Raw genomic sequence first — 18,622 nt, 5'->3', positions numbered from 1 at the left:
AGACCCCTTAGCATTGCGCAACCCAAACGTTTGGGTAAACCGACTGGATCGAATCGCAATGACACCTGAAAGCCAGAATTCCCGGTTCCGGTACCGGATCTTCACCATGGTCGTGCTGCTGGCGCTGATCAACTACATCGACCGCGGCGCCATGTCCTACGCGGCCGCGCACATCACCGGCGAGTACGGCCTGGACCGTGGCGCATGGGGCTCCGTGCTGGGCTACTTCGGCTACGGCTACATGGTCGGCGCGCTGTTCGGCGGCATGCTTGCCGACCGCTACGGCCCGCGCAAAGTCTGGATCGTGGCGGGCGTGGCCTGGTCCGTGTTCGAAATCGCCACCGCCTGGGCGGGGGATTTCGGCCTGGCCTTCCTGGGCGGTTCGGCGCTGGCGGGCTTCGCCACCATCCGCATCCTGTTCGGCGCGGCCGAAGGCCCGGCGTATTCGATCATCAACAAGACCATCGCCAACTGGGCGACCACCCGCGAACGCGGTTTTGTCGTGGGGTTCGGCCTGCTCAGCACGCCGCTGGGCGCCTTGTTGACGGCGCCCGTCGCCGTGGGCCTGCTGACGCTGACCGACAGCTGGCGCGCCATGTTCTTCATCTTGGGCGGCGCGGGGCTGCTGGTGCTGGTGTTCTTCATGCGCATCTTCACTGACCGTCCGGAAACCAACCCGCGCGTGACGCCGGAGGAACTGGCCGAAATCCAGGCCTCGCGCGCCCAGTCGGCCACCGGCGCACAGGCGGCGGATGCGCCCGTGCTGCCGTGGTGGAGCTTCTTCCGCAGCAAGACGCTGTTGCTGAACACGCTGGGCTATTTCGCGTTCATGTACGTGAACTTCCTGCTGTTGACCTGGACGCCCAAGTACCTGCAGGACAACTTCGGCTACAGCCTGTCGTCCCTCTGGTACATGGGCATGATCCCGTGGACCGGCGCGTGCGTCACCGTGCTGCTGGGTGGCCGCATTTCAGACCTGCTGTTCAAGCGCACCGGCAGTCTGAAGATCGCCCGCAGCTGGTTCGCCGCCGCCTGCCTGCTGGCCACCACCTTGTGCTTCCTGCTGGTCTCGCAGGCGCAGTCGGTATTCGCCGTCATCGCCCTGATGACCTTGGCCAATGCGCTGAACGCCTTGCCCAACTCGGTCTACTGGGCGGTCGTGATCGACACCGCGCCGTCCAACCGCGTCGGCACCTTCAGCGGCCTGATGCACTTCTTCGCCAACATCGCCTCCATCCTGGCCCCGACCCTGACGGGCTATCTGACGGTGCGCCACGGCTACTCGGTGATGTTCATCGCCGCGTCGGTCGCGACAGCCGTCGGCATGGTCGCCATGCTTCAGGTGCGCCCGGGCGTGGGCCCGCGCATGCCCGCCAATCAGGCCTTGCCTTCCGGAGCCGCCAAATGACCCGACCCCACTCGTCCTTGCCGTCGCTTGCCGTCGAACCCGGGTTCTTCCGCGGTCGCCGCATCGCCGACCTGCAGCAGGCCATGGCCAGCGGCAGCCTGACCGCCCAGGATCTGGTGCGCCACGCGGGCGCCGCCATCGAACGGCTGAACCCGCAGTTGAACGCCTTCGTCCATGTGGACATCGCCGCCGCGCTGGCCACCGCCTGCGAACGCGACGCCGAACGGGCCGGCGGCAAGGTGAGGGGGCCGCTGCACGGCATCCCCGTCGCTATCAAAGACAACGTCGATACGGCCGACATGCCGACGACGGTCGGCGCCGCCCACTTCCTGGGTCGCCAGCCGCTGGCCGACGCGCGTTGCGTGGCGCTGCTGCGCGAGGCCGGGGCCATCGTCGTGGGCAAGACGCTGACGCACGAGTTCGCATACGGCCCCACCGGCGACCGCAGCGTGCAGGGCGCGGCGCGCAACCCCTGGCGCACGAGCCAGATGACGGGCGGTTCCAGTGCGGGCAGTGCCGCCGCTGTTGCCTCCGGCATGGTGCCGGTGGCGCTGGGCACGGACACCGGCGGCTCCGTGCGCGTGCCGTCCGCGTTGTGCGGCCTGGTCGGCTTCAAGCCTACGCACGGCCGTGTCTCCGATGCCGGCGTGTTTCCGCTGGCGCCCACGCTGGAAGATCCCGGCGTGCTGGCCAGCTGCGTGGAAGACGCGCAAGTCTTCATGCAGGCATTGACCGGCGGCGCGATGGCGCCCCAGGCGGCGCCCGCTGCGGCTGCTGCGGCCGGCCTGCGGATGGGCTGGGTCGCCAACGCTCCCTTCGCGATCGATGACGCGGCGGTCACGGCGTGCGCGCGCGCCGCGGCGGAACGCTTTGCCGGCGGCGCGGTGCCGCCGGCGCCCGAGGTCACGCGGCACGCGCGCGCCTTGCAAAGCGCGCTGGGCGCCATCCAGCGCGCCGAAGCCTATGAAGTCCACGCGGAGCGCGTCGAATCCGAACCCGGAAAATTCGACCCCGAAGTGCTGGAACGCCTGCGGGCCTCGCGCCCCGTGCAAGGGTGGGAGTACGTGCGGGCCATCAAGGAACGGGCGCGCCTGCAAGCCGAATTCGCGCGGTTGTTCCAGGACGTGGATGTGCTGGCGCTGCCCGCCGTCGCCATCACGGCGCCCGCGTTGCAGCAACGCACCGTGGCGGGGCCGGGCAGCGCCGGCGTGCGCGAAACCCTGCTTGGCCTGACCAATCCGTGGAACGTGTTGGGGTTGCCCGCCATCAGCCTGCCCGTAGGCTGGGTGGACGGCATGCCGGTGGGCTTGCAGCTGGTGGCCGCGGCCGGCACCGACGAGGCCCTGCTGGCGCTGGCCGCCAGCCGCTGGCAAGCGCCGCAAGCGGACTGACGTGACAGGCCTGCCGGCGCCGCGTCGCGTGCGCGGGCAGGTCCCGCATGCTGCGCCGCGGCATGCCGCGGTGGAATGGCGGCGGTAGTTTTTTTCGTTTGCGGCGTTTCCGGGCGGCTCCCAGAATGGCTTGGCGACGCGGGCTTGCCGGCCTGCGCCGACATCCAATAAAAATGAGGAGACGTTGTATGCAGGGCATCACCCGCAATCCGTTGTTCGTGGCCGTCTTGGGCGCATCGGCGCTGTTCGTCGCCTTGCCGGCCAAGGCGGTGTCGCCGCCACCCGCGCAAGGGCAGAACGGCATGGTCGCCAGCGCCCACAAGCTGGCCAGCCAGATCGGCGTGGACGTGCTGAAGCAGGGCGGCAATGCGGTGGACGCCGCCGTCGCCGTGGGCTATGCCCTGGCCGTGACGTTGCCGCAGGCGGGCAACCTGGGCGGAGGCGGCTTCCTGGTGATCCGCATGGCCGACGGCCGCGAGACCATGGTCGACTTCCGCGAGGCCGCGCCCCTGGCCGCCACCGCCGACATGTACCTGGATGCGGACGGCAAGGTGCGCCGTGAAGCCGTGTCGCGGTCCTGGCTGGGCGCGGCGGTGCCGGGCACCGTGGCGGGGTTGGAGTACGCGCGCGGTCACTACGGGACCATGCCCAGCAAGCCGCTCGTGATGCCCGCCGTGGCGCTGGCCCGCGACGGCTACGCGCTGACCCAATGGGACGACGTGGTGGCCCACGCCGACCTCTTGACCACCTTCGCCAAAACCGACGCCTATGTCGGCAAGTATTTCCTGAACGGCGGCCGGCCCTACCGCGCCGGCGAAACGTTCCGCCAGCCGGCGCTGGCCAAGACCTTGCAGACCATCGCGGACAACGGGCCGCAGGCGTTCTACCAAGGGTGGATCGCGGACGAGACCGTGCGGGCCAGCAAGGCGGGCGGCGGCATTTTCGCACCCGAGGACTTCGCCCAGTACAAGGCCCTGACCTACAAGCCGATCCACTGCAACTATCGGGGCTACGAATTGGTGTCGGCCGCGCCGCCCAGTTCAGGCGGGATTTCCTTGTGCGAAAGCCTGAACGTGCTGGAAAACGTGTCGCTCAAAGACATGGGCCTGCGCTCCGCCGCCAGCACGCACCTGTACATCGAAACGCTGCGCCGCGCCTTCGCGGACCGCAACATTGAACTGGGCGATCCGCGCTTCGTCGAGAACCCGGTCGACAACCTGATCTCGAAATCCTATGCGCAACAGGTGCGCGCCAGCATCGACCTGGGCCGCGCGACGCCCTCGTCCGCGATCAAGGGCGGCACGCCGGTCAAGGAAGGCAGCCACACCACGCACTACTCGATCGTCGACAAGGCGGGCAATGCGGTATCCGTCACGTACTCGCTGGGCCTGCGCTTCGGCACCGGCAAAGTCGCGGGCGATGCGGGTTTCTTCCTGAACGACACCATGGAAGGCTTCACGGCCAAGGTCGGCGCACCCAACGTGTTCGGCCTGATCCAGGGCAAGGCGAACGCGATCGCGCCCGCCAAGCGTTCGCTCAGCTCGATGACGCCCACGGTGGTGCTCAAGGACGGCAAGGTCTACATGGTGACGGGCAGCCCGGGCGGCCCGCGCATCATCACGACGACGCTGCAGACCATCCTCAACGTCATTGACTACGGCATGGACGTGCAAGCCGCCGTCGACGCCCCGCGCATCCACCATCAATGGCTACCGGATACCGTCTACCTGGAGGCGGGCGCGCTGTCGCCGGACACGCAGGCGCTGCTTGAGAAAATGGGCCACACGTTCAAGGTCGAGGAAAACTGGAGCGTGGCCGACGCCATCGTGGTGGACCGGGACCGCGGCCTGATCTTCGGCGGCCATGACAACCGGGCGCCGGCAGGCGCGGCGCTAGGCTACTAAGGCGCAAGTTCCGGCGGGCCCGCATCCAGGCCCGCCCGGGCAGGCGTCCGCCGTCCTCCTGCCTAGATCGGACCGACCGAGGTCCCGAACCGGATGGCGCGGCGCCTGCCCTCGACCGAGACTTCCTCTTCGCCGTCGTCCGCGTCCGCCGGGCGCAGCCATATCATGGCGGACAAGCCGTTTTTGGCGTCATAGCTGCCGAACCAGTCGATAAGCCGCGCGACATAACAGCGCGTGCCCACGTGCACCGCCATGTCGGCCACGGTCTCGTACGAGTAGTGCCCCGCGCCGTACTGGTAGTAGCGGTCCCGCTCGTCGTCTTTCACGCCGTCGGGAATCGGGCACAGCGGCCGGTCCGGCGCGCCGGGCAGGTTGACGGAATCGCCGCCGCCTTGCGGGGCTTCGGGATCGACCTTGGCCAATGCCTGCGTCAGGCCGGCATGCAGCGCGTCGTCCAGCACGCGGACCTCCGCCTTGTCGGCGCGCTTCTGCTGCCTGGGCACTTGCAACTGATAGCGGTACTGGATGGTCAGGGTGGGGACTTCGCCCACGGCATGGAAGGGCCGCAGCAGATAGACCTGGTCCACGCCGTAGTTGCTGTTGCGGTAAGCCGCGTAGATCCGGCCGTGCAGCCGGACCCAGTCGCTGGCCTGGTTCGAACCGCGGCCGTTCAACGTGTACAGGCCTGATACGGCATCGCCGTCGGACCCGGTCGCCTCGGTAAAGCGCCCGCCGGCGCGACGCAGGGCGCCGACGTCTGAAAACAGGCCGGTGCCGCCGGTGTAGGAATCGATCACCAGGTCGCGCTGGCCGTCGCCGTCCAGATCCATCAGGGTGTAGGACGCGGCCCCGTTCTCGCCGCCGGCGTCGATGCCGGACGCCTGCAGCGCCTTCCACTCGTCGGGCGTCACGCCCTCGGGCCGCTTGACGGGAAACCTGGCTTCGTCATCATCTTCATTCGCGCGGACATTGGAGAAAGTCGTCATGCCGCGCTTGACGGCTATCGCCGCCAACGCGTCTTCCAGCGGGAACTCGGCGTTCTTGCCGCTGGCGGCCTCGACCGCCTGGCGCAGGTCTTCAAGGGCCAGCCGGTCGGTCTCGTCCGGCACATAGGCCGTGGCGCGGCGCAGCATGTCCTGCAAGGCGCTCAGGCGCAGCAGATACTGGTCGCGGATGCAGCTGGCGTCGGCGCCGCAGCCATTGCGCGCGCGAAGCCAGTCGCGCTGGTCCTGCCGCAAGGCGGCGCGTCCGTCCGGCAGGGCCGCGCTCAGTTTGGCGTATGCGGCCGACAGATCACTGTCCTGGCGCAGCAGGCCCGCGTCGGCGCAGATTGCCCGTTCAGTGGGGGTCTTCGCTAACGTGCAATTCATGCCGGCGGCAAGCACGGGCGAGGCAAAGGGCGCCAGCGCCAGCAGGGCGGCAAACAAGGGCTTGGGGATCGGAGTCAAGGTTCGGCGAGAGGTGGGTAAGGTACAGTGCATTACACGATTGAACCGTTGAACCCGGCAAGCCGCCTTTTGCGGCTTGCGCAATATTTTTGAGTTCCATGATTGACGACCTGATTCAACTGGGCAAACTGATCAGCCTTGGCTTGGCGCTGATGCTGCCGCTGGCCAATCCGCTGACCTCCATGACGCTGCTGCTGTCCCTGGGCCAGCAGATTCCCTACAAAGAACGTGAACGCCAGGTCACCCAGGCGGCTTTCTATGTCGTCGGCATCATGCTGGTGACTTACTACGCCGGCGCGTGGATCATGCACACGTTCGGCATCTCGATCCCGGGCCTGCGTATCGCGGGCGGGCTGATCGTGGTCAGCATCGGATTCAGCATGCTATTTCCAAAGGCCGACTCCAGCACGCTTGAAGCCGGGGTGGCGGCCGATGCCCAGCACCAGCGGCAAACGCCCAACATCGCCTTCGTGCCGCTGGCGCTGCCCGGCACGGCGGGGCCAGGCACCATCGCCATGATCATCAGCGGGGCCGCGTCGGTCGATACGGCGATCACGCCCGACTACGCGTCGTGGGTGATCGCCGTGACGCCGGTCATCGTATTCGCCTTGCTTGGCGTGTTCTTCTGGATCTGCCTGCGCTCGGCGGGCCGCATCGTGGCCGTCATCGGCCAAAGCGGCGTCGAAGCCATCTCGCGCGTCATGGGCTTCCTGCTGGTCTGCATGGGGGTGCAGTTCGTGATCAACGGCGTCCTGGAAATCGTCAGCCAGCATGCCGGCGGATAAGCTCGCGGCACGCGGAGGATGGCCGCGCCGGTGCGCAGCCTTCATCGGCCGTGTCGCCGGCAGCCTGCTGGTGGCGGCCTCCGCATTGTGGGGCGTGTTGGCGCTTGCCTATCAGGCGCCCGGCGGGGCGTGGGGCAAAGGCGTGGCGGGGCTGCTCTGGACCATGCTGTGCCTGGGCGCGCTTGCGGCCTTGTGGCGCCGGGGCCCGTGGCGACGGCGCGCCGGCTGGGCGTACCTGGCGGGTGCGCTCGCGCTGTGCGGCTGGTGGCAGACGCTTGCGCCTTCCAATGACCGCATCTGGGCGGATGACGTCGCCAGGATGTTGCGCGGCACGGTGCAAGGGCCGATCGTCACGCTGGAGAACGTGCGCAATTTCGATTGGCGTTCCGATGACGACTACACGGCGCGCTGGGAAACCCGCCAGTACGATCTGGACCAGCTCGTGTCCGTGGACATGGCGCTGTCGTATTGGTCGGGGCCGGCGATTGCCCACACGCTGGTGTCCTTCGGTTTTGCAGACGGCCGCCATGTGGTGTTCTCGGTCGAGATCCGCAAAGAGCGCGGTGAACAATTCTCCGAGATCGGCGGGTTCTTCAAGCAATTCGAATTGAGCGTGGTGGCGGCGGAAGAGCGCGACATCCTGTACGTGCGCGCCGGCCCGCGCGCCGAAAGCCTCTATCTGTATCCGGTGAGCATGCCCGTGCCGGCCATGCGTGAGTTGTTCCTGTCGTACGTCGCTACCGCCAACGCGCTGATTGATACGCCGCGCTTCTATCACACGGTGACTGCCAACTGCACGACGCTGGTCTATCGGATGGTGCGCGCGATCGTCCCCGGATTGCCGCTGGACACCCGTATCCTGCTGTCGGGCTATCTGCCCGAATACCTGTATGAGCAAGGCGGCCTGGACGCCAGTGTTCCGCTGGAGGTGTTGCGCCAGCAGGCCGCGATCGGCCCGTTGGCCGCGCCCGGCGACGACGCCCTGGCATTTTCCCGCCGGATCCGTCTGCACGGGGCGCCCGCGCCGGCGGGCGCAAGCCAATAGCCGCCGCTATACCTGGTAGGCGCGCAGCAGCGTATCGACGCCGTAATGGCAGGTGGCCAGATGCTCGGCCCGCGGGCCGTCGGCGTAACCGCCGACCAGCCGGGCGTGGAACGCGATGCCATTGATCAGGTTGCCCAAGGTCAGCGCGGCCTGACGCGGGTCGTCGATATTCAGTTCGCCGCGTTCACAGGCGTGGCGCAGGCATTGTTCCAGCGGCGCGTGCAGTCGCGTGTCGACCGCCTGTTGCAGCGCCGCGGCCAGTTGCGGCATGCGGTGGCACTCCGACACCAGCAGGCGGTGCAGGGTGGCCGACCGGGGCTGCACGGCATAGGCCAGCAGGCGCACGGCCAGATCGTGCAGCGCCGCGCCCACCGCCTGGCCGGGCGGCGTCGCCAGGAACACCGCGGTCCGCAGCTTGTCCAATTCGAACTGCAGCACGGCGGCCAGCATGCCTTCTTTGTTGCCGAACAGCTGGTAGGCGGTCGCGGAGGATCCACCGGCCTGTTGCACGATGCGCTGAATGGAGGTCTGGGCATAGCCGTGTTCCAGCAGTGACTGGCTGGCCGCTTCAAGCAGCCGCAGCCGTCGGGCTGCGCCCTTGCTGGTCACTGCGCGCGGCATCGAATCGGCCGGTTCGTCCATTACCTGTTTCTCCCTGTTTCCAACCCGTGTATTTCAGGGGAATTTACTCGAGTTCCACCTTGTAATGTAGAGTACATTACACTTTAAAGCGCTTCACGCGTGCGCGTTTCCCACGTGAGTTTTGGGCCTGGTATCGGAACCGGGCTGTTTTGAAGGAGGGCGCCAAGATGTCCTGGCTGACCCTGAGCATTGCCCTGATCGTCGTGGCCGCCGTCGGTGCGGTCCTGCTGCGCCACCCTGGTGTCGTCCTGTATGACTGGATCGTCACCCGTCGGGCCGCTGCCCGCGCGCGTCCCGCAGTCTCGCTGGCGCGTCCCGTGCTGGCTGGCGCCCCGGGACCGCAGCGCCCCGCCGAGCGCGCCGAACCCGCCGCCCTGGCCGGATAGCCAAAGGGCGCGGCACTCGTGGCGCCGCTCGGCGGATTTTAATTGGGGACGCATTTTGCGGCCTCTCCGGCCTCTCCGGCGTCAACGACCCGGTCGTTGCAACCCCAGATGCCCGCGAAGCGTGCTGTGTTCGTACTCGGTACGGAAGAGCCCGCGGCGTTGCAGGACTGGAACCACTTGATCGACGAAGTCGTCGATGCCGCCGGGCAAGGCGGGCGGCATCAGATTGAAGCCGTCCGCGCCGTCGTTCATGAACCAGGTTTCCATCTTGTCGGCGATCTGTTCGGGCGTGCCGACCATCGTGCAGTGGCCGCCGCCGGCCGCCAGCCGCCCCAGCAGTTGGCGCACGGTAGGCCGTTCGGTCTCGATGATCCGCAGAATGGTCGCGTAGCGGCCTTTCGGGCCCTTGAAGTCGGATAGCGAAGGCAGCGCCGGCACGGGCGCGTCCAGTTCCCAGCCGCTGCAGTCCTGCAGCACGAAAGTCCCCAATTGGCGCAGCGACGCGTCGCTGGGCAGCAGTTCGTCCAGCTCGCGCTGCTTGGCGCGGGCCTCGGCTTCGGTGGACCCGACGTAGGTGACCAGGCCCGGCATGATCGGGACGAAGGCGTCGCGGCCCGCCGCGCGCACGCGCTGCTTGATGTCGCGGTAATAGGACTGCGCGGCAGGCAGGTCGTACGCCACGGCATAGATGGCTTCTGCGCGCCGGGCGGCCAGGTCGCGGCCCTGGTCGGATGCGCCGGCCTGGAACAGCACGGGGTGGCCTTGCGGCGGGCGCGGGACGGTCAGGGGGCCGTCGACCAGGAAGTGGTCGCCGTGGTGGTGGATCGGGTGGACCCGTTCGGGCACGCCGTAGACGCCGCTGCGGTCGATGGCCAGGGCCTCGTCTTCCCAGGAGTCGAACAGGCGCAGCGCGACATCCACGAATTCTTCGGCGCGCGCATAGCGCCAATCGTGCCCGGGCATGGCTTCGTAGCCGTGGTTGCGGGCCTCGGCATCGAACATGGAGGTCACCACGTTCCAGCCCATGCGGCCGCCGGAAATGTGGTCCAGCGACGCGACCATGCGGGCGGCATGGAAGGGCGTGAAGAAGGTGCTGGACACGGTGCTGATCAGGCCGATGCGGCTCGTGGCCCGCGCGATCGCCGCCATGGTGGTCAGCGGCTCGAGGTACCAGCGCGGACCATCGCCGATGTTGTCGGTGGATTGGCCGTCGGCGAAGAAGATGGCGTCCAGCTTGCCGCGCTCGGCGGTGCGGGCCAGGGCTTCGTAATAGCCGATGTCGCCCAGGCGCTCGGCGGCCGAATCCGGGTGGCGCCAGGCGGCGCGGTGGTGCCCGCAGCCGAAGATGAACAGGTTCAAGTGCAGCATGGCGGTCAGTTCTTGACGAGGCCGCCGTCCACGACCAGGTTCTGGCCGGTGACGCTGCGCGACCACGGGCTGGCGAAGAACAGCACGGCATCGGCGAATTGCTCGGGCGTGGTGACGGCGCGCAGCGGCGTGCTGGCGGCGATCAGGTCGAACACCGCTTCGGGCGTGGCGGCCGACGCGTCGGTCGTGCGCAGCAGGCCGCCCGACACCATGTTGACGGTGATTCCGTCCGGGCCGAGGTCATGCGACAGCGTCCGGGTGAATGACAGCAGGGCGGCCTTGGCGGCCGTGTAGTCGTGGTACGGCACGACCGGGTTCTGGACCAGGTTGGTGCCGATGTTGATGATGCGGCCGACGCCGGCGGCGCGCATGCCGGGCAGGGCGGCCTGCGTGGTGTTCAGCGCGCCGCGCATGGTGCCTTCGATCTGCTGGTTCAGGTTGTCCCACGTCAGCGTGTCGGCGTGCGGGCGGGCGTCGCCATTGAACTGGAAGGCGGGCAGGGCGTTGTTGACGACGGTCGTGACCGGCATGCCGAACCGGCTTTGCGCCTGCGCGATCATGGCTTGGACGGCCTGCGCGTCGCGCACGTCGGCGCGGATGGCCAGCGCGCGGTCTGGCGCGGTGGCGGCCAGCGCCTGGGCGGCATCGGCGCTGTTCAGGTAGTTGATGACGACGCGCGCGCCTTCGCGCAGGAAGGCGCGTGCGATATGCGCGCCCAGGCCCCGGGCGCCGCCCGTGACAAGGACCAATTGTTCGTTCAAGGCGGGGGCGGAATGTGCAGGGGACATGATCAGGCTCGTCGGTTCCATCGGCAGGCACGCAAAACGGGTGCCGCAAGCGGGCGAACTTAGCATGAATCAATGCGCCGTTGACATTGCCTCGCCGCTCTCCTAACCTTGCGGCAATTCCTGGGGGAGCCCTGTTTCGGGCTGAGATTCCGCGTCGTCGCGGTAACCCTTTGAACCTGATCCGGGTAATGCCGGCGAAGGGAAGGACATCGCACGACTCGCGCGCCCTCCCTAGACTTTCATCCATCTTGCGGCCCCCTGCATCCGGGCGGGCCGCCGTGTTGCGCGCCCGGTTTCCAGCCGGTAGCGGGAGGGCCGTTCCGCATGTTGACCCAATCCACCGCTTTGATGTGGCTGCTGCTGTTTTCAGGCGGCTTCGCGCTGGCCAGCGTGCTCTATACGCGGCGCAAGCGCGGCACGCTGGAAGACTACATCGTGGCCCGTAACAGCCAGGGCGCCTTCGGCACCATCCTGACGCTGATGGCGTCCACGCTGGGCGCATGGATCCTGTTCTCGCCGGCGCAAGCGGCCACCTGGGGCGGTCTGGCCGCGGTGATCGGCTATGCGCTGGGATCGATGTCCCCGCGCCTGGTGATGATCCCGCTGGGCCGGCGCATGCGCGAACTGATCCCGCACGGCCACACGCTGACCGAATTCCTGATGGCGCGCTATGGGCGGCCGATGTACGGGCTGGCGCTCTTCATCATGCTGTTCTACCTGTTCATCGCCCTGTCGGCCGAAGTCACCGCGATCGCCAAGCTCGTTACCATGCTGGCCCCGGTGCCGCTGTGGGCCACCGCGGCCATCGTGATGGGCACGACCTTGCTTTACACCACCTACGGCGGCCTGCGTTCGTCGATCTTCACCGACCAGGTGCAGATGATGGTCATCGTGCCCCTGCTGGTGGTCCTGTGCGTGGTCGGCTGGCAGGCCGCGGGCGGCGCGCTGCCCACGATCGAAGCGCTGCAGGCCAAGGCCCCCCAGCTGCTGGATGTGACCGATCCCGGCGGCGTGAAGGCCGGGCTGACGTTCTTTGTGGCGATCCTGCTGACGGGCATCTTCCACCAGGGCAACTGGCAGCGCATCTATGCGGCGAAAGACACGCGTTCGATGCGCAACGGCTTCTTGCTGGGCGGCATCCTGGCCGCGCCGTTCATCTTCCTGATGGGCTTGTTCGGCCTGGCCTTCGTGGGGTTGGCGCCGGCGGGCGACAGCTCGATCGCGCTGTTCAGCGTCATCATGCCGCACGCGCCCGCCTGGTTCGTGATCGCGCTGATCCCGTTGGGCCTGTCGCTGGTGATGAGCACGGCCGACACCGCGATCAGCGCCGTCTCCAGCATTGTCGCGGTCGACATGCGCCGCCTGATGCCGAACGCCAACGGCATGGACATGAAGCGGCTGGCCCGCTGGGCGGTGCTGCTGCTGGCCATCCCGGTCATGATCGTGGCCTCGCAGGGCTACAGCGTGCTGTACCTGTTCCTGCTGGCCGACCTGCTGTGCTCGGCGGCCGCGTTCCCCGTGTTCTATGGATTGTTCAGCCGCAAGCATGACGGCCTGACGGCGACCACCGCGACAGTCACCGGCTTGGCGGCGGGCCTGTTCTTTTTCCCGGCGCCGGGCGACAAACCCACGTTCCTGCTGGAATCGTTCTTGCTGGCGGCGTTCGTGCCGGTCGTGACGACGGTGCTGATGCGCCTGGCGCGGCGCGGCCGCCAGGAATTCGATTTTTCGACCCTGAGCGCGGCGGTGCGCCGGCTGGACCGGGACGCGGTGTAGGCCAACGCGGCCACAAAACAGAAAAGCCTTGGAGCACGGCGACGTGTCCAAGGCTTTTCTGTCTGGAATTTGGTGGAGCGGAGGAGGATCGAACTCCCGACCTTCGCATTGCGAACGCGACGCTCTCCCAGCTGAGCTACCGCCCCAATGAAGCAAGACCAAAACTATACAGGAACAATCTGGCGGCGCGCAACACGCCGCCCGACAAAAATTCTCAGACGAATTCCAGCGTGGCGACGACTGGCGCGTGGTCCGACGGCTGTTCGTTGCGGCGCGGTTCCTTGTCGATCACGCAGGCGACGCAGCGCTTGACCAGCGGCGCTGACAGCAGGACGTGGTCGATCCGCAGGCCGGCGTTGCGGCGGAAGGCGAACTGGCGGTAATCCCACCAGGAAAACGACTTCTCGGGCTGCTCGAACAGGCGGAAGGAATCGGTGAGGCCCAAGTCCAGCAGGGCGCGCAAGGCGGCGCGTTCCGGTTCGGACACCAGGACCTGGCCTTCCCACTTTTCGGGGTTGTGCACGTCTTCGTCGGCGGGGGCGATGTTGTAGTCGCCCAGCACGGCCAGGCGCGGGTACTGCTTGATCTCTTCGGCCAGCCACTTGTGCATGGCTTCGTACCAGGCCAGCTTGTAGACGTACTTGTCGGAATCCAGCGACTGCCCGTTGGGACAGTAGGCGCACACGACGCGCACGTCGCCTTCGGGGCTGGGGAAGGTCAGGGCCAGCACGCGTTGCTGGGGGTCTTCGTAGCCCGGGATGTTGCGCACCATGGACGTGCCCGGCATGCGCGACACGATGGCGACGCCGTTATAGGTCTTCTGGCCGGCCCAGACCGCGTGGTAGCCGGCTTCCTTGAAGGCGGCTTCGGGGAACTTGTCGTCGGTGAGCTTCAATTCCTGGATGCACAGCACGTCGACCGGATTGGCGGCCAGCCAGTCCAGGACCTGCTGCAGTCGCACGTTCAGGGAGTTCACGTTCCAGGTGGCTAATTTCATGATTTTTGCAGACCGTTTGTTTATGCGGTTCTCAGGGGTGCTGCCTTCCAAAAACCCGGTCTAGCTGTTTATCTGGCTACGCATCCGGGGCGTGGTTGGCAGGCGCCGGGGTCAAGGCCAGATGATACCTGCTCATGCCGCCTTCTTCCGCTTGCTCTGTTCGGCCAACGCTGGCGCCTCGGCCGGTGCCGGGTGTCGGGCTGCGCGTGGCGCGCCCACGCGCTACAGCCACGCCGTCGAGATAAGAGCGATGCAACCGATGATGAGGCTCGCGATCATTATCCACGCCATTTGCACGGCTATTTTTCGTTCTCTGCGTCCCGCGTTGGGATCGGCTGTGTTCGCCAATCGAAGCTGCTCCCAAGTCGATGCGACTCCCGCCTCCCGGCTATGCAAGCTGGCAGTGGTTTTTGCGAACTCGCGCGATTTCCCAGTGAGTTTCAGCGCGGGAAATGCAAGCAGCAGGCCAAGCAGAAACGACCCGCTCGCAGCCAGTGCGCCAATAGGGCGCGCATGGCCCGGATAGCCGATCAGAAGAATGACTCCTGCTGCCAACCCGGCAAGATTCAACGCTCCCAGCGCTTTCAGCGCCTGGAGTCCCCAGTCCCCGGTAGCATCCTCTGTGAAACTGCTGACGGAATTCCAATACTGGGAGTCCCTGGTTGATGCCTCAAAGAAAAAGGTCAACTCCGTTCGCAAGTTGGATTCGTATCGTTCATCGGGACTGGATTCGCCATGCCATTGGAGTGCGAATTTCTTGCTTCGCACAATGCTCACGGCGTGTTGTTTCGCCCAGCATTGAGCGACATCTATCGCATCGTCTTCGGTCAAAGTGGCACCGTACTTTGTCCTGTTGCTCATATTTTGTCCCCATATGTGGGACAGTGTATGAACGAAACGGATCAAAACTCGGAATTGCGGTTCTTCTTTCTTTGCCCGCCTTGCTCTAAATCAACGTTTTACGCAAAACACAGATCCCGGCCTGGACGGTCTGGTGATCGCTTCGGTCAACAAATCCGTGAGAATTGCTGAACATTATCGCCAGTATCATTTCGTAGTATCTCCACTGAAAGAAAAATGAAAGGTGGAGAGACATGGCGATTTGCAGTGAGTGCGAGAACATCGTGCCGGACACCCGTGGGGCGCCCGGCCATGCCGGGCTGGTCAGCCTTGGCCCGGTGCGCAGCCTGGAGGCGGTCAGTCGCAAGGCGGCCCACGAAGCATTTGTCTGCGTGGTCTGCGACACCGGATGGGATCATCTGGACGACAAGGGCGACCCCACGGCCGGGTGGAAGCGATGCTGACGGTCGTACGGCCCCAGCCACCCTGATCAATGCTCCGAGCCGCTGTTCAGCATGCGGCTCTTCGCTTTTTCGATGTGTGCGCGCATGACGTTGCGGGCGCCGTCCGCGTCCTGCTCCTGGATCAAGCGGTAGATGTGCCGGTGTTCGTCGATGGCGGCGCGGGTGCGCTTCCAGGGTTCGCTGTGGACCAGGTGGCGCATGACGTTCACGGCATGGCTGACGTCGTATTCCAGCGACTTCAATACGTGCACGAAACGCTGGTTGCTGGTGGCCGCCGCGATGGCGCGGTGAAAGCCGTAGTCGTGATGGTGGGCGATGGCGCCTGAGGCGTCGGCTTCTTCGTAGCCGGTCAACATGCGGTCCATCTCGCGCAGGTCGTCGGGCGTGCGGCGCAGGGCGGCCAGGTAGGCGCATTCGGGTTCGATCACCCTACGCAGTTCCAGGCCTTCCAGGATGTGGCCGACGCGGCGCGCGGGATCCACGGCGGGCATGCCGCCCATCAGGTCGGGCTTGGCGCGCACGTAGGTGCCGGACCCGCGGATGGAGTCCACCAGCTGGTCTTCGCGCAGGCGGTCCAGCGCTTGCCGCACGACAGGGCGCGACACCTCGAACAGCGCGGCCAGTTCCAATTCCGTGGGCAGCTTGTTGCCGGGCGCGATCTTGCCGGTCGCGATGGCGTAGAACAGGCTTTCATAGACGCGTTCGGCAAAGCGCTCGGCGCGCACATAGCCCAAGCCCGAGGCCACCTCGGCCAGCACGTCCAGTTCGGGACGGGGGCGGGTGGCGGCTTCCAGCAACGATTCCAGTTGCGGGTCACGCACGTCGCTCATCAGCGCGCTCCTGAAAAAAATGCCGGGTTTGTCATTAGCGATGACAAGCGGCGGCGGGGTGGGATTCCGGCTTAAATCCCTGAAATATCAGGGAATACCCGAGGTGCCAGGAAAATGTCCTGAAGCTTGGGACAAAAGCTGTCAATTCAATTGACAAGTTACGGCGGCCTCTCGTACCTTGCTTGAATCCCCTGGCTTTGTGCCCGAGGCGCTTTCCGCGCGTCGGCGCCATTTCCGCAACCGGCCGTCCGGCCGCTACTTTACTCCGCACATCGTGACTCAGAAGAACTTTATCGCCAACCAATGGGTGGCCGCTGCCGCCGGTGAAACTATTCCTGTCCTGAACCCGTCCGATGGCAACGCCTTCGAGGCGATCGCCCGTTCCGGCGAGGCGGACATCGATCGCGCCGTGCAGGCCGCGCGCCAGGCGTTTGAAGGCGAGTGGGGCCAGATGGCGCCCGCCGCGCGCAGCCGGCTGCTGATGCGTGTCGCGTTCGCGTTGCTGGACCGCCAGGAGGAATTGGCGCAACTGGAATCGGCCGATACGGGCAAGCCCATCAAGCAGGCGCGCGCGGACGCCGCGGCGGTCGCGCGCTATTTCGAGTTCTACGCCGGCGCGGTCGACAAGCTGCACGGCGAGACCATCCCCTACACCCCGGGTTTCACGGTGCTGACCGTGCGCGAAGCGCATGGCGTCACCGGCCACATCGTGCCCTGGAACTACCCCTTGCAGATCTTCGGCCGCAGCGTCGGCGCGGCGCTGGCCGCGGGCAATGCGTGCGTGGTCAAGCCCGCCGAAGACGCGTGCCTGTCGCTGTTGAAGCTGGCCGAGATCGCCGCTGAAGTCGGCCTGCCCGCCGGCGCTTTGAACATCGTCACCGGCTACGGCCACGAGGCCGGCGCCGCGCTGACCGCGCATCCCGGCATCGACCACATTTCGTTCACCGGTTCGCCGCAGACGGGCAAGATGGTGGCGCACGCCGCCGCTGAAAACCATGTGCCGGTCACGCTGGAACTGGGCGGCAAGTCGCCGCAGGTCGTGTTCGACGACGCCGACCTCGATGCCGCCATGCCGGTGCTGCTGGCCGCCATCATCCAGAACGCCGGCCAGACCTGCTCGGCCGGCAGCCGCGTGCTGATCCAGCGCGGCGTCTATGAAACCGTCATCAAGCGCCTGTCGGATGCCTTCTCGGCCACCGTCACCGGCGCGGCCGCGCAAGACCTGGACGTGGGTCCGCTGATCAGCGCGCGCCAGCACGACCGCGTGCGCGGGTTCCTGGCCGAAGCCGAGGCCGAAGGCTTGAAGGTCGCCGCCCGCGGCAAGCTGGCGGACGCCGCGCCGGAGGCGGGCTTCTACCAGCCGCCGGTGCTGTTCCGCGACGTGCCGCCCGACAGTCGCCTGGCGCAGGAAGAAGTGTTCGGCCCGGTGCTGGCCGCGATGGTGTTCGACACCGAGGAAGAAGCGCTGGAAATCGCCAACGGCACGCTGTATGGCCTGGTGGCCGGCGTGTGGACCCGCGACGGCGCGCGCCAGATGCGCCTGGCCCGCAAGCTGCGCGCCGGCCAGGTCTTCGTCAACAACTACGGTGCCGGCGGCGGCGTGGAACTGCCGTTCGGCGGGTCGCGCCAATCGGGCTACGGCCGCGAGAAGGGCTTCGAAGCGCTGTATGGCTTCACCACGCTGAAGACCATCGCGATCCGTCATTGATGCCGCGGCGGGTGGCGTTCGCCACCCGGTCTTGCGGGGCGGTTCCTGGCAAAATATCGGTTAACGTTGATGTTTTGCTTCAGGGGCCTGCCGCCCCGTATTCAGGATCCGTATGTTCACCGGTATTGTCCAAGGCACCGCGAAGATCGCGAAGATCGCGGATCGCGAAGGCCTGCGCACCTTTACGCTGGAATTTCCCCCTGGTTTCTGCGTTGACCTGGCCATCGGCGCCAGTGTCTCGACGGACGGCGTTTGCCTGACGGTCACGGAACTGCTGTCAGAGAACCAGGCGACCTTCGATGTCATGCTGCAAAGCCTGGCCATCACCACGCTGGGCAGCTATGCCGAAGGCGACCGCGCCAACGTCGAGCGCGCCGCCCGGGACGGGGCCGAGATCGGCGGGCATCCGCTATCGGGCCATGTGGACTTCACGTCCGAAGTGGTCATGGTGAAGTCGTCGGACACCAATCGCCTGATGCGTTTCAGCATCCCCCCGGATTTCCGCAAGTACGTGTTCGCCAAGGGCTACATCGCCATCAACGGCGCCAGCCTGACCGTGTCGGAAGTGAACCGCGCCGAGGGCTGGTTCGAAGTCTGGCTGATACCCGAAACCCGCCGCATGACGGTCTTCGAGGACAAGCAGGCGGGCGACTTCGTCAATATCGAAATCGAACGCAGCACCCAGATAGTGGTGGACACGGTGCGCGAGACGGTCCAGGAAAGCCTGGGCAAGCTGCAACCGCTGCTGGAAGCCATCCTGAAAGAGAAGGGGCTGACGCTGGAAGATTTCGTCAGCCCTCAAGGCAAGCTCAAATAAGCCCGGCTGGCTGGCCGGGCGCGGT

17 protein-coding genes, 1 tRNA gene and 1 riboswitch are annotated in these 18,622 nt (G+C 66.5%); of the genes, 10 read left to right on the top strand and 8 right to left on the bottom strand.

Annotation, left to right across the window (positions count from 1 at the left end; genetic code table 11):
- Positions 1 to 58 precede the first annotated feature (58 nt).
- The 3 genes from A9973_RS17780 to ggt all read left to right on the top strand — a co-directional run bounded on the left by A9973_RS17780 (position 59) and on the right by ggt (position 4,703).
- Positions 59 to 1,408 (top strand): MFS transporter, encoded by a 1,350-nt coding sequence (locus A9973_RS17780; RefSeq protein ID WP_183015041.1) that lies wholly within the window; start codon positions 59 to 61, stop codon positions 1,406 to 1,408.
- Complete coding sequence (locus A9973_RS17775; protein WP_183015040.1) at positions 1,405 to 2,799, top strand: amidase; 1,395 nt, start codon at positions 1,405 to 1,407, stop codon at positions 2,797 to 2,799. Before A9973_RS17780 ends, A9973_RS17775 begins: the two co-directional genes overlap by 4 nt.
- A 188-nt stretch (positions 2,800 to 2,987) precedes the next feature.
- Positions 2,988 to 4,703, top strand: a complete 1,716-nt coding sequence (gene ggt, locus A9973_RS17770; protein ID WP_183015039.1) for a gamma-glutamyltransferase — start codon at positions 2,988 to 2,990, stop codon at positions 4,701 to 4,703.
- 62 nt (positions 4,704 to 4,765) lie between these two features.
- On the opposite strand, the gene A9973_RS17765 is transcribed toward ggt, so the two are convergent.
- Positions 4,766 to 6,151 carry a lysozyme inhibitor LprI family protein gene (locus A9973_RS17765; protein WP_183015038.1) on the bottom strand — a complete coding sequence of 462 codons (1,386 nt, stop codon included), beginning with the start codon at positions 6,149 to 6,151 and terminating at the stop codon, positions 4,766 to 4,768.
- 98 nt (positions 6,152 to 6,249) lie between these two features.
- Between A9973_RS17765 and A9973_RS17760 the strand changes: the two genes are divergently transcribed.
- Both A9973_RS17760 and A9973_RS17755 read left to right on the top strand, forming a co-directional pair.
- Complete coding sequence (locus A9973_RS17760; protein ID WP_304503367.1) at positions 6,250 to 6,936, top strand: MarC family NAAT transporter; 687 nt, start codon at positions 6,250 to 6,252, stop codon at positions 6,934 to 6,936.
- Positions 6,923 to 7,981, top strand: coding sequence for a DUF4105 domain-containing protein (locus A9973_RS17755; protein WP_183015037.1), 1,059 nt, complete (start codon positions 6,923 to 6,925; stop codon positions 7,979 to 7,981). Before A9973_RS17760 ends, A9973_RS17755 begins: the two co-directional genes overlap by 14 nt.
- 6 nt (positions 7,982 to 7,987) lie before the next feature.
- Here the strand turns inward: A9973_RS17755 and A9973_RS17750 are convergent, their stop codons facing one another.
- Complete coding sequence (locus A9973_RS17750) at positions 7,988 to 8,623, bottom strand: TetR/AcrR family transcriptional regulator (RefSeq protein ID WP_183015036.1); 636 nt, start codon at positions 8,621 to 8,623, stop codon at positions 7,988 to 7,990.
- A 167-nt stretch (positions 8,624 to 8,790) separates the two neighbouring features.
- Here A9973_RS17750 and A9973_RS17745 point away from each other — a divergent pair, with 167 nt between their 5' ends.
- A complete protein-coding gene (locus tag A9973_RS17745; protein ID WP_183015035.1) occupies positions 8,791 to 9,009 on the top strand; it encodes a hypothetical protein in 219 nt (72 codons plus the stop codon).
- A gap of 81 nt (positions 9,010 to 9,090) precedes the next feature.
- Here A9973_RS17745 and A9973_RS17740 read toward each other — a convergent pair whose 3' ends face one another.
- Together A9973_RS17740 and A9973_RS17735 are read right to left on the bottom strand one after the other, a co-directional pair.
- The gene (locus A9973_RS17740; RefSeq protein WP_183015034.1) at positions 9,091 to 10,377 is read right to left on the bottom strand and encodes an LLM class flavin-dependent oxidoreductase; all 1,287 of its coding nucleotides are present in this window, start codon (positions 10,375 to 10,377) and stop codon (positions 9,091 to 9,093) included.
- 5 nt (positions 10,378 to 10,382) lie between these two features.
- On the bottom strand, positions 10,383 to 11,165 hold the full coding sequence (locus A9973_RS17735; protein WP_183015033.1) for a 3-oxoacyl-ACP reductase: 783 nt from the start codon (positions 11,163 to 11,165) through the stop codon (positions 10,383 to 10,385).
- 112 nt (positions 11,166 to 11,277) lie between these two features.
- A riboswitch (TPP riboswitch) is annotated at positions 11,278 to 11,385 on the top strand.
- A 104-nt stretch (positions 11,386 to 11,489) separates the two neighbouring features.
- Here A9973_RS17735 and A9973_RS17730 point away from each other — a divergent pair.
- The gene (locus A9973_RS17730) at positions 11,490 to 12,941 is read left to right on the top strand and encodes a sodium:solute symporter family protein (protein WP_183015032.1); all 1,452 of its coding nucleotides are present in this window, start codon (positions 11,490 to 11,492) and stop codon (positions 12,939 to 12,941) included.
- Positions 12,942 to 13,011: 70 nt separating this feature from the next.
- On the opposite strand, the gene A9973_RS17725 is transcribed toward A9973_RS17730, so the two are convergent.
- From A9973_RS17725 to A9973_RS17715, 3 genes are all read right to left on the bottom strand, one after another.
- Positions 13,012 to 13,087, bottom strand: a tRNA-Ala gene (locus A9973_RS17725).
- 68 nt (positions 13,088 to 13,155) lie between these two features.
- Complete coding sequence (gene xth / locus A9973_RS17720; RefSeq protein WP_183015031.1) at positions 13,156 to 13,938, bottom strand: exodeoxyribonuclease III; 783 nt, start codon at positions 13,936 to 13,938, stop codon at positions 13,156 to 13,158.
- Between the two features lie 222 nt (positions 13,939 to 14,160).
- Entirely contained in the window at positions 14,161 to 14,799 is a 639-nt protein-coding gene (locus A9973_RS17715) for a hypothetical protein (protein WP_183015030.1), read from the bottom strand.
- Between the two features lie 233 nt (positions 14,800 to 15,032).
- Here A9973_RS17715 and A9973_RS17710 point away from each other — a divergent pair, with 233 nt between their 5' ends.
- Positions 15,033 to 15,242 (top strand): hypothetical protein, encoded by a 210-nt coding sequence (locus A9973_RS17710; RefSeq protein WP_183015029.1) that lies wholly within the window; start codon positions 15,033 to 15,035, stop codon positions 15,240 to 15,242.
- A gap of 26 nt (positions 15,243 to 15,268) precedes the next feature.
- Here A9973_RS17710 and A9973_RS17705 read toward each other — a convergent pair whose 3' ends face one another.
- The gene (locus tag A9973_RS17705; protein ID WP_183015028.1) at positions 15,269 to 16,072 is read right to left on the bottom strand and encodes a FadR/GntR family transcriptional regulator; all 804 of its coding nucleotides are present in this window, start codon (positions 16,070 to 16,072) and stop codon (positions 15,269 to 15,271) included.
- A gap of 274 nt (positions 16,073 to 16,346) precedes the next feature.
- Between A9973_RS17705 and A9973_RS17700 the strand changes: the two genes are divergently transcribed.
- Both A9973_RS17700 and A9973_RS17695 read left to right on the top strand, forming a co-directional pair.
- Entirely contained in the window at positions 16,347 to 17,780 is a 1,434-nt protein-coding gene (locus tag A9973_RS17700) for an aldehyde dehydrogenase family protein (protein WP_183015027.1), read from the top strand.
- A gap of 112 nt (positions 17,781 to 17,892) precedes the next feature.
- Complete coding sequence (locus tag A9973_RS17695; RefSeq protein WP_183015026.1) at positions 17,893 to 18,597, top strand: riboflavin synthase subunit alpha; 705 nt, start codon at positions 17,893 to 17,895, stop codon at positions 18,595 to 18,597.
- Positions 18,598 to 18,622: the final 25 nt, after the last annotated feature.

Origin of the sequence: Achromobacter sp. UMC46 (assembly GCF_014170335.1) — a bacterium.
GTDB lineage: Bacteria > Pseudomonadota > Gammaproteobacteria > Burkholderiales > Burkholderiaceae_B > Achromobacter.
The sequence above is the reverse complement of the archived record's forward strand: the minus strand, read 5'-3'. Positions and strand labels throughout refer to the sequence as shown.

Excerpts from the sequence above, each read along its gene's own strand:
- A9973_RS17760 (WP_304503367.1), top strand. The coding sequence starts at position 6,250 with ATGATTGACGACCTGATTCAACTGGGCAAACTGATCAGCCTTGGCTTG.
- ggt (WP_183015039.1), top strand. The coding sequence starts at position 2,988 with ATGCAGGGCATCACCCGCAATCCGTTGTTCGTGGCCGTCTTGGGCGCA.
- A9973_RS17695 (WP_183015026.1), top strand. The coding sequence starts at position 17,893 with ATGTTCACCGGTATTGTCCAAGGCACCGCGAAGATCGCGAAGATCGCG.
- A9973_RS17740 (WP_183015034.1), bottom strand. The coding sequence starts at position 10,377 with ATGCTGCACTTGAACCTGTTCATCTTCGGCTGCGGGCACCACCGCGCC.
- A9973_RS17730 (WP_183015032.1), top strand. The coding sequence starts at position 11,490 with ATGTTGACCCAATCCACCGCTTTGATGTGGCTGCTGCTGTTTTCAGGC.
- A9973_RS17705 (WP_183015028.1), bottom strand. The coding sequence starts at position 16,072 with ATGAGCGACGTGCGTGACCCGCAACTGGAATCGTTGCTGGAAGCCGCC.
- A9973_RS17745 (WP_183015035.1), top strand. The coding sequence starts at position 8,791 with ATGTCCTGGCTGACCCTGAGCATTGCCCTGATCGTCGTGGCCGCCGTC.
- A9973_RS17755 (WP_183015037.1), top strand. The coding sequence starts at position 6,923 with ATGCCGGCGGATAAGCTCGCGGCACGCGGAGGATGGCCGCGCCGGTGC.
- A9973_RS17735 (WP_183015033.1), bottom strand. The coding sequence starts at position 11,165 with ATGTCCCCTGCACATTCCGCCCCCGCCTTGAACGAACAATTGGTCCTT.
- A9973_RS17710 (WP_183015029.1), top strand. The coding sequence starts at position 15,033 with ATGGCGATTTGCAGTGAGTGCGAGAACATCGTGCCGGACACCCGTGGG.
- A9973_RS17775 (WP_183015040.1), top strand. The coding sequence starts at position 1,405 with ATGACCCGACCCCACTCGTCCTTGCCGTCGCTTGCCGTCGAACCCGGG.
- A9973_RS17715 (WP_183015030.1), bottom strand. The coding sequence starts at position 14,799 with ATGAGCAACAGGACAAAGTACGGTGCCACTTTGACCGAAGACGATGCG.
- A9973_RS17780 (WP_183015041.1), top strand. The coding sequence starts at position 59 with ATGACACCTGAAAGCCAGAATTCCCGGTTCCGGTACCGGATCTTCACC.
- xth (WP_183015031.1), bottom strand. The coding sequence starts at position 13,938 with ATGAAATTAGCCACCTGGAACGTGAACTCCCTGAACGTGCGACTGCAG.
- A9973_RS17750 (WP_183015036.1), bottom strand. The coding sequence starts at position 8,623 with ATGGACGAACCGGCCGATTCGATGCCGCGCGCAGTGACCAGCAAGGGC.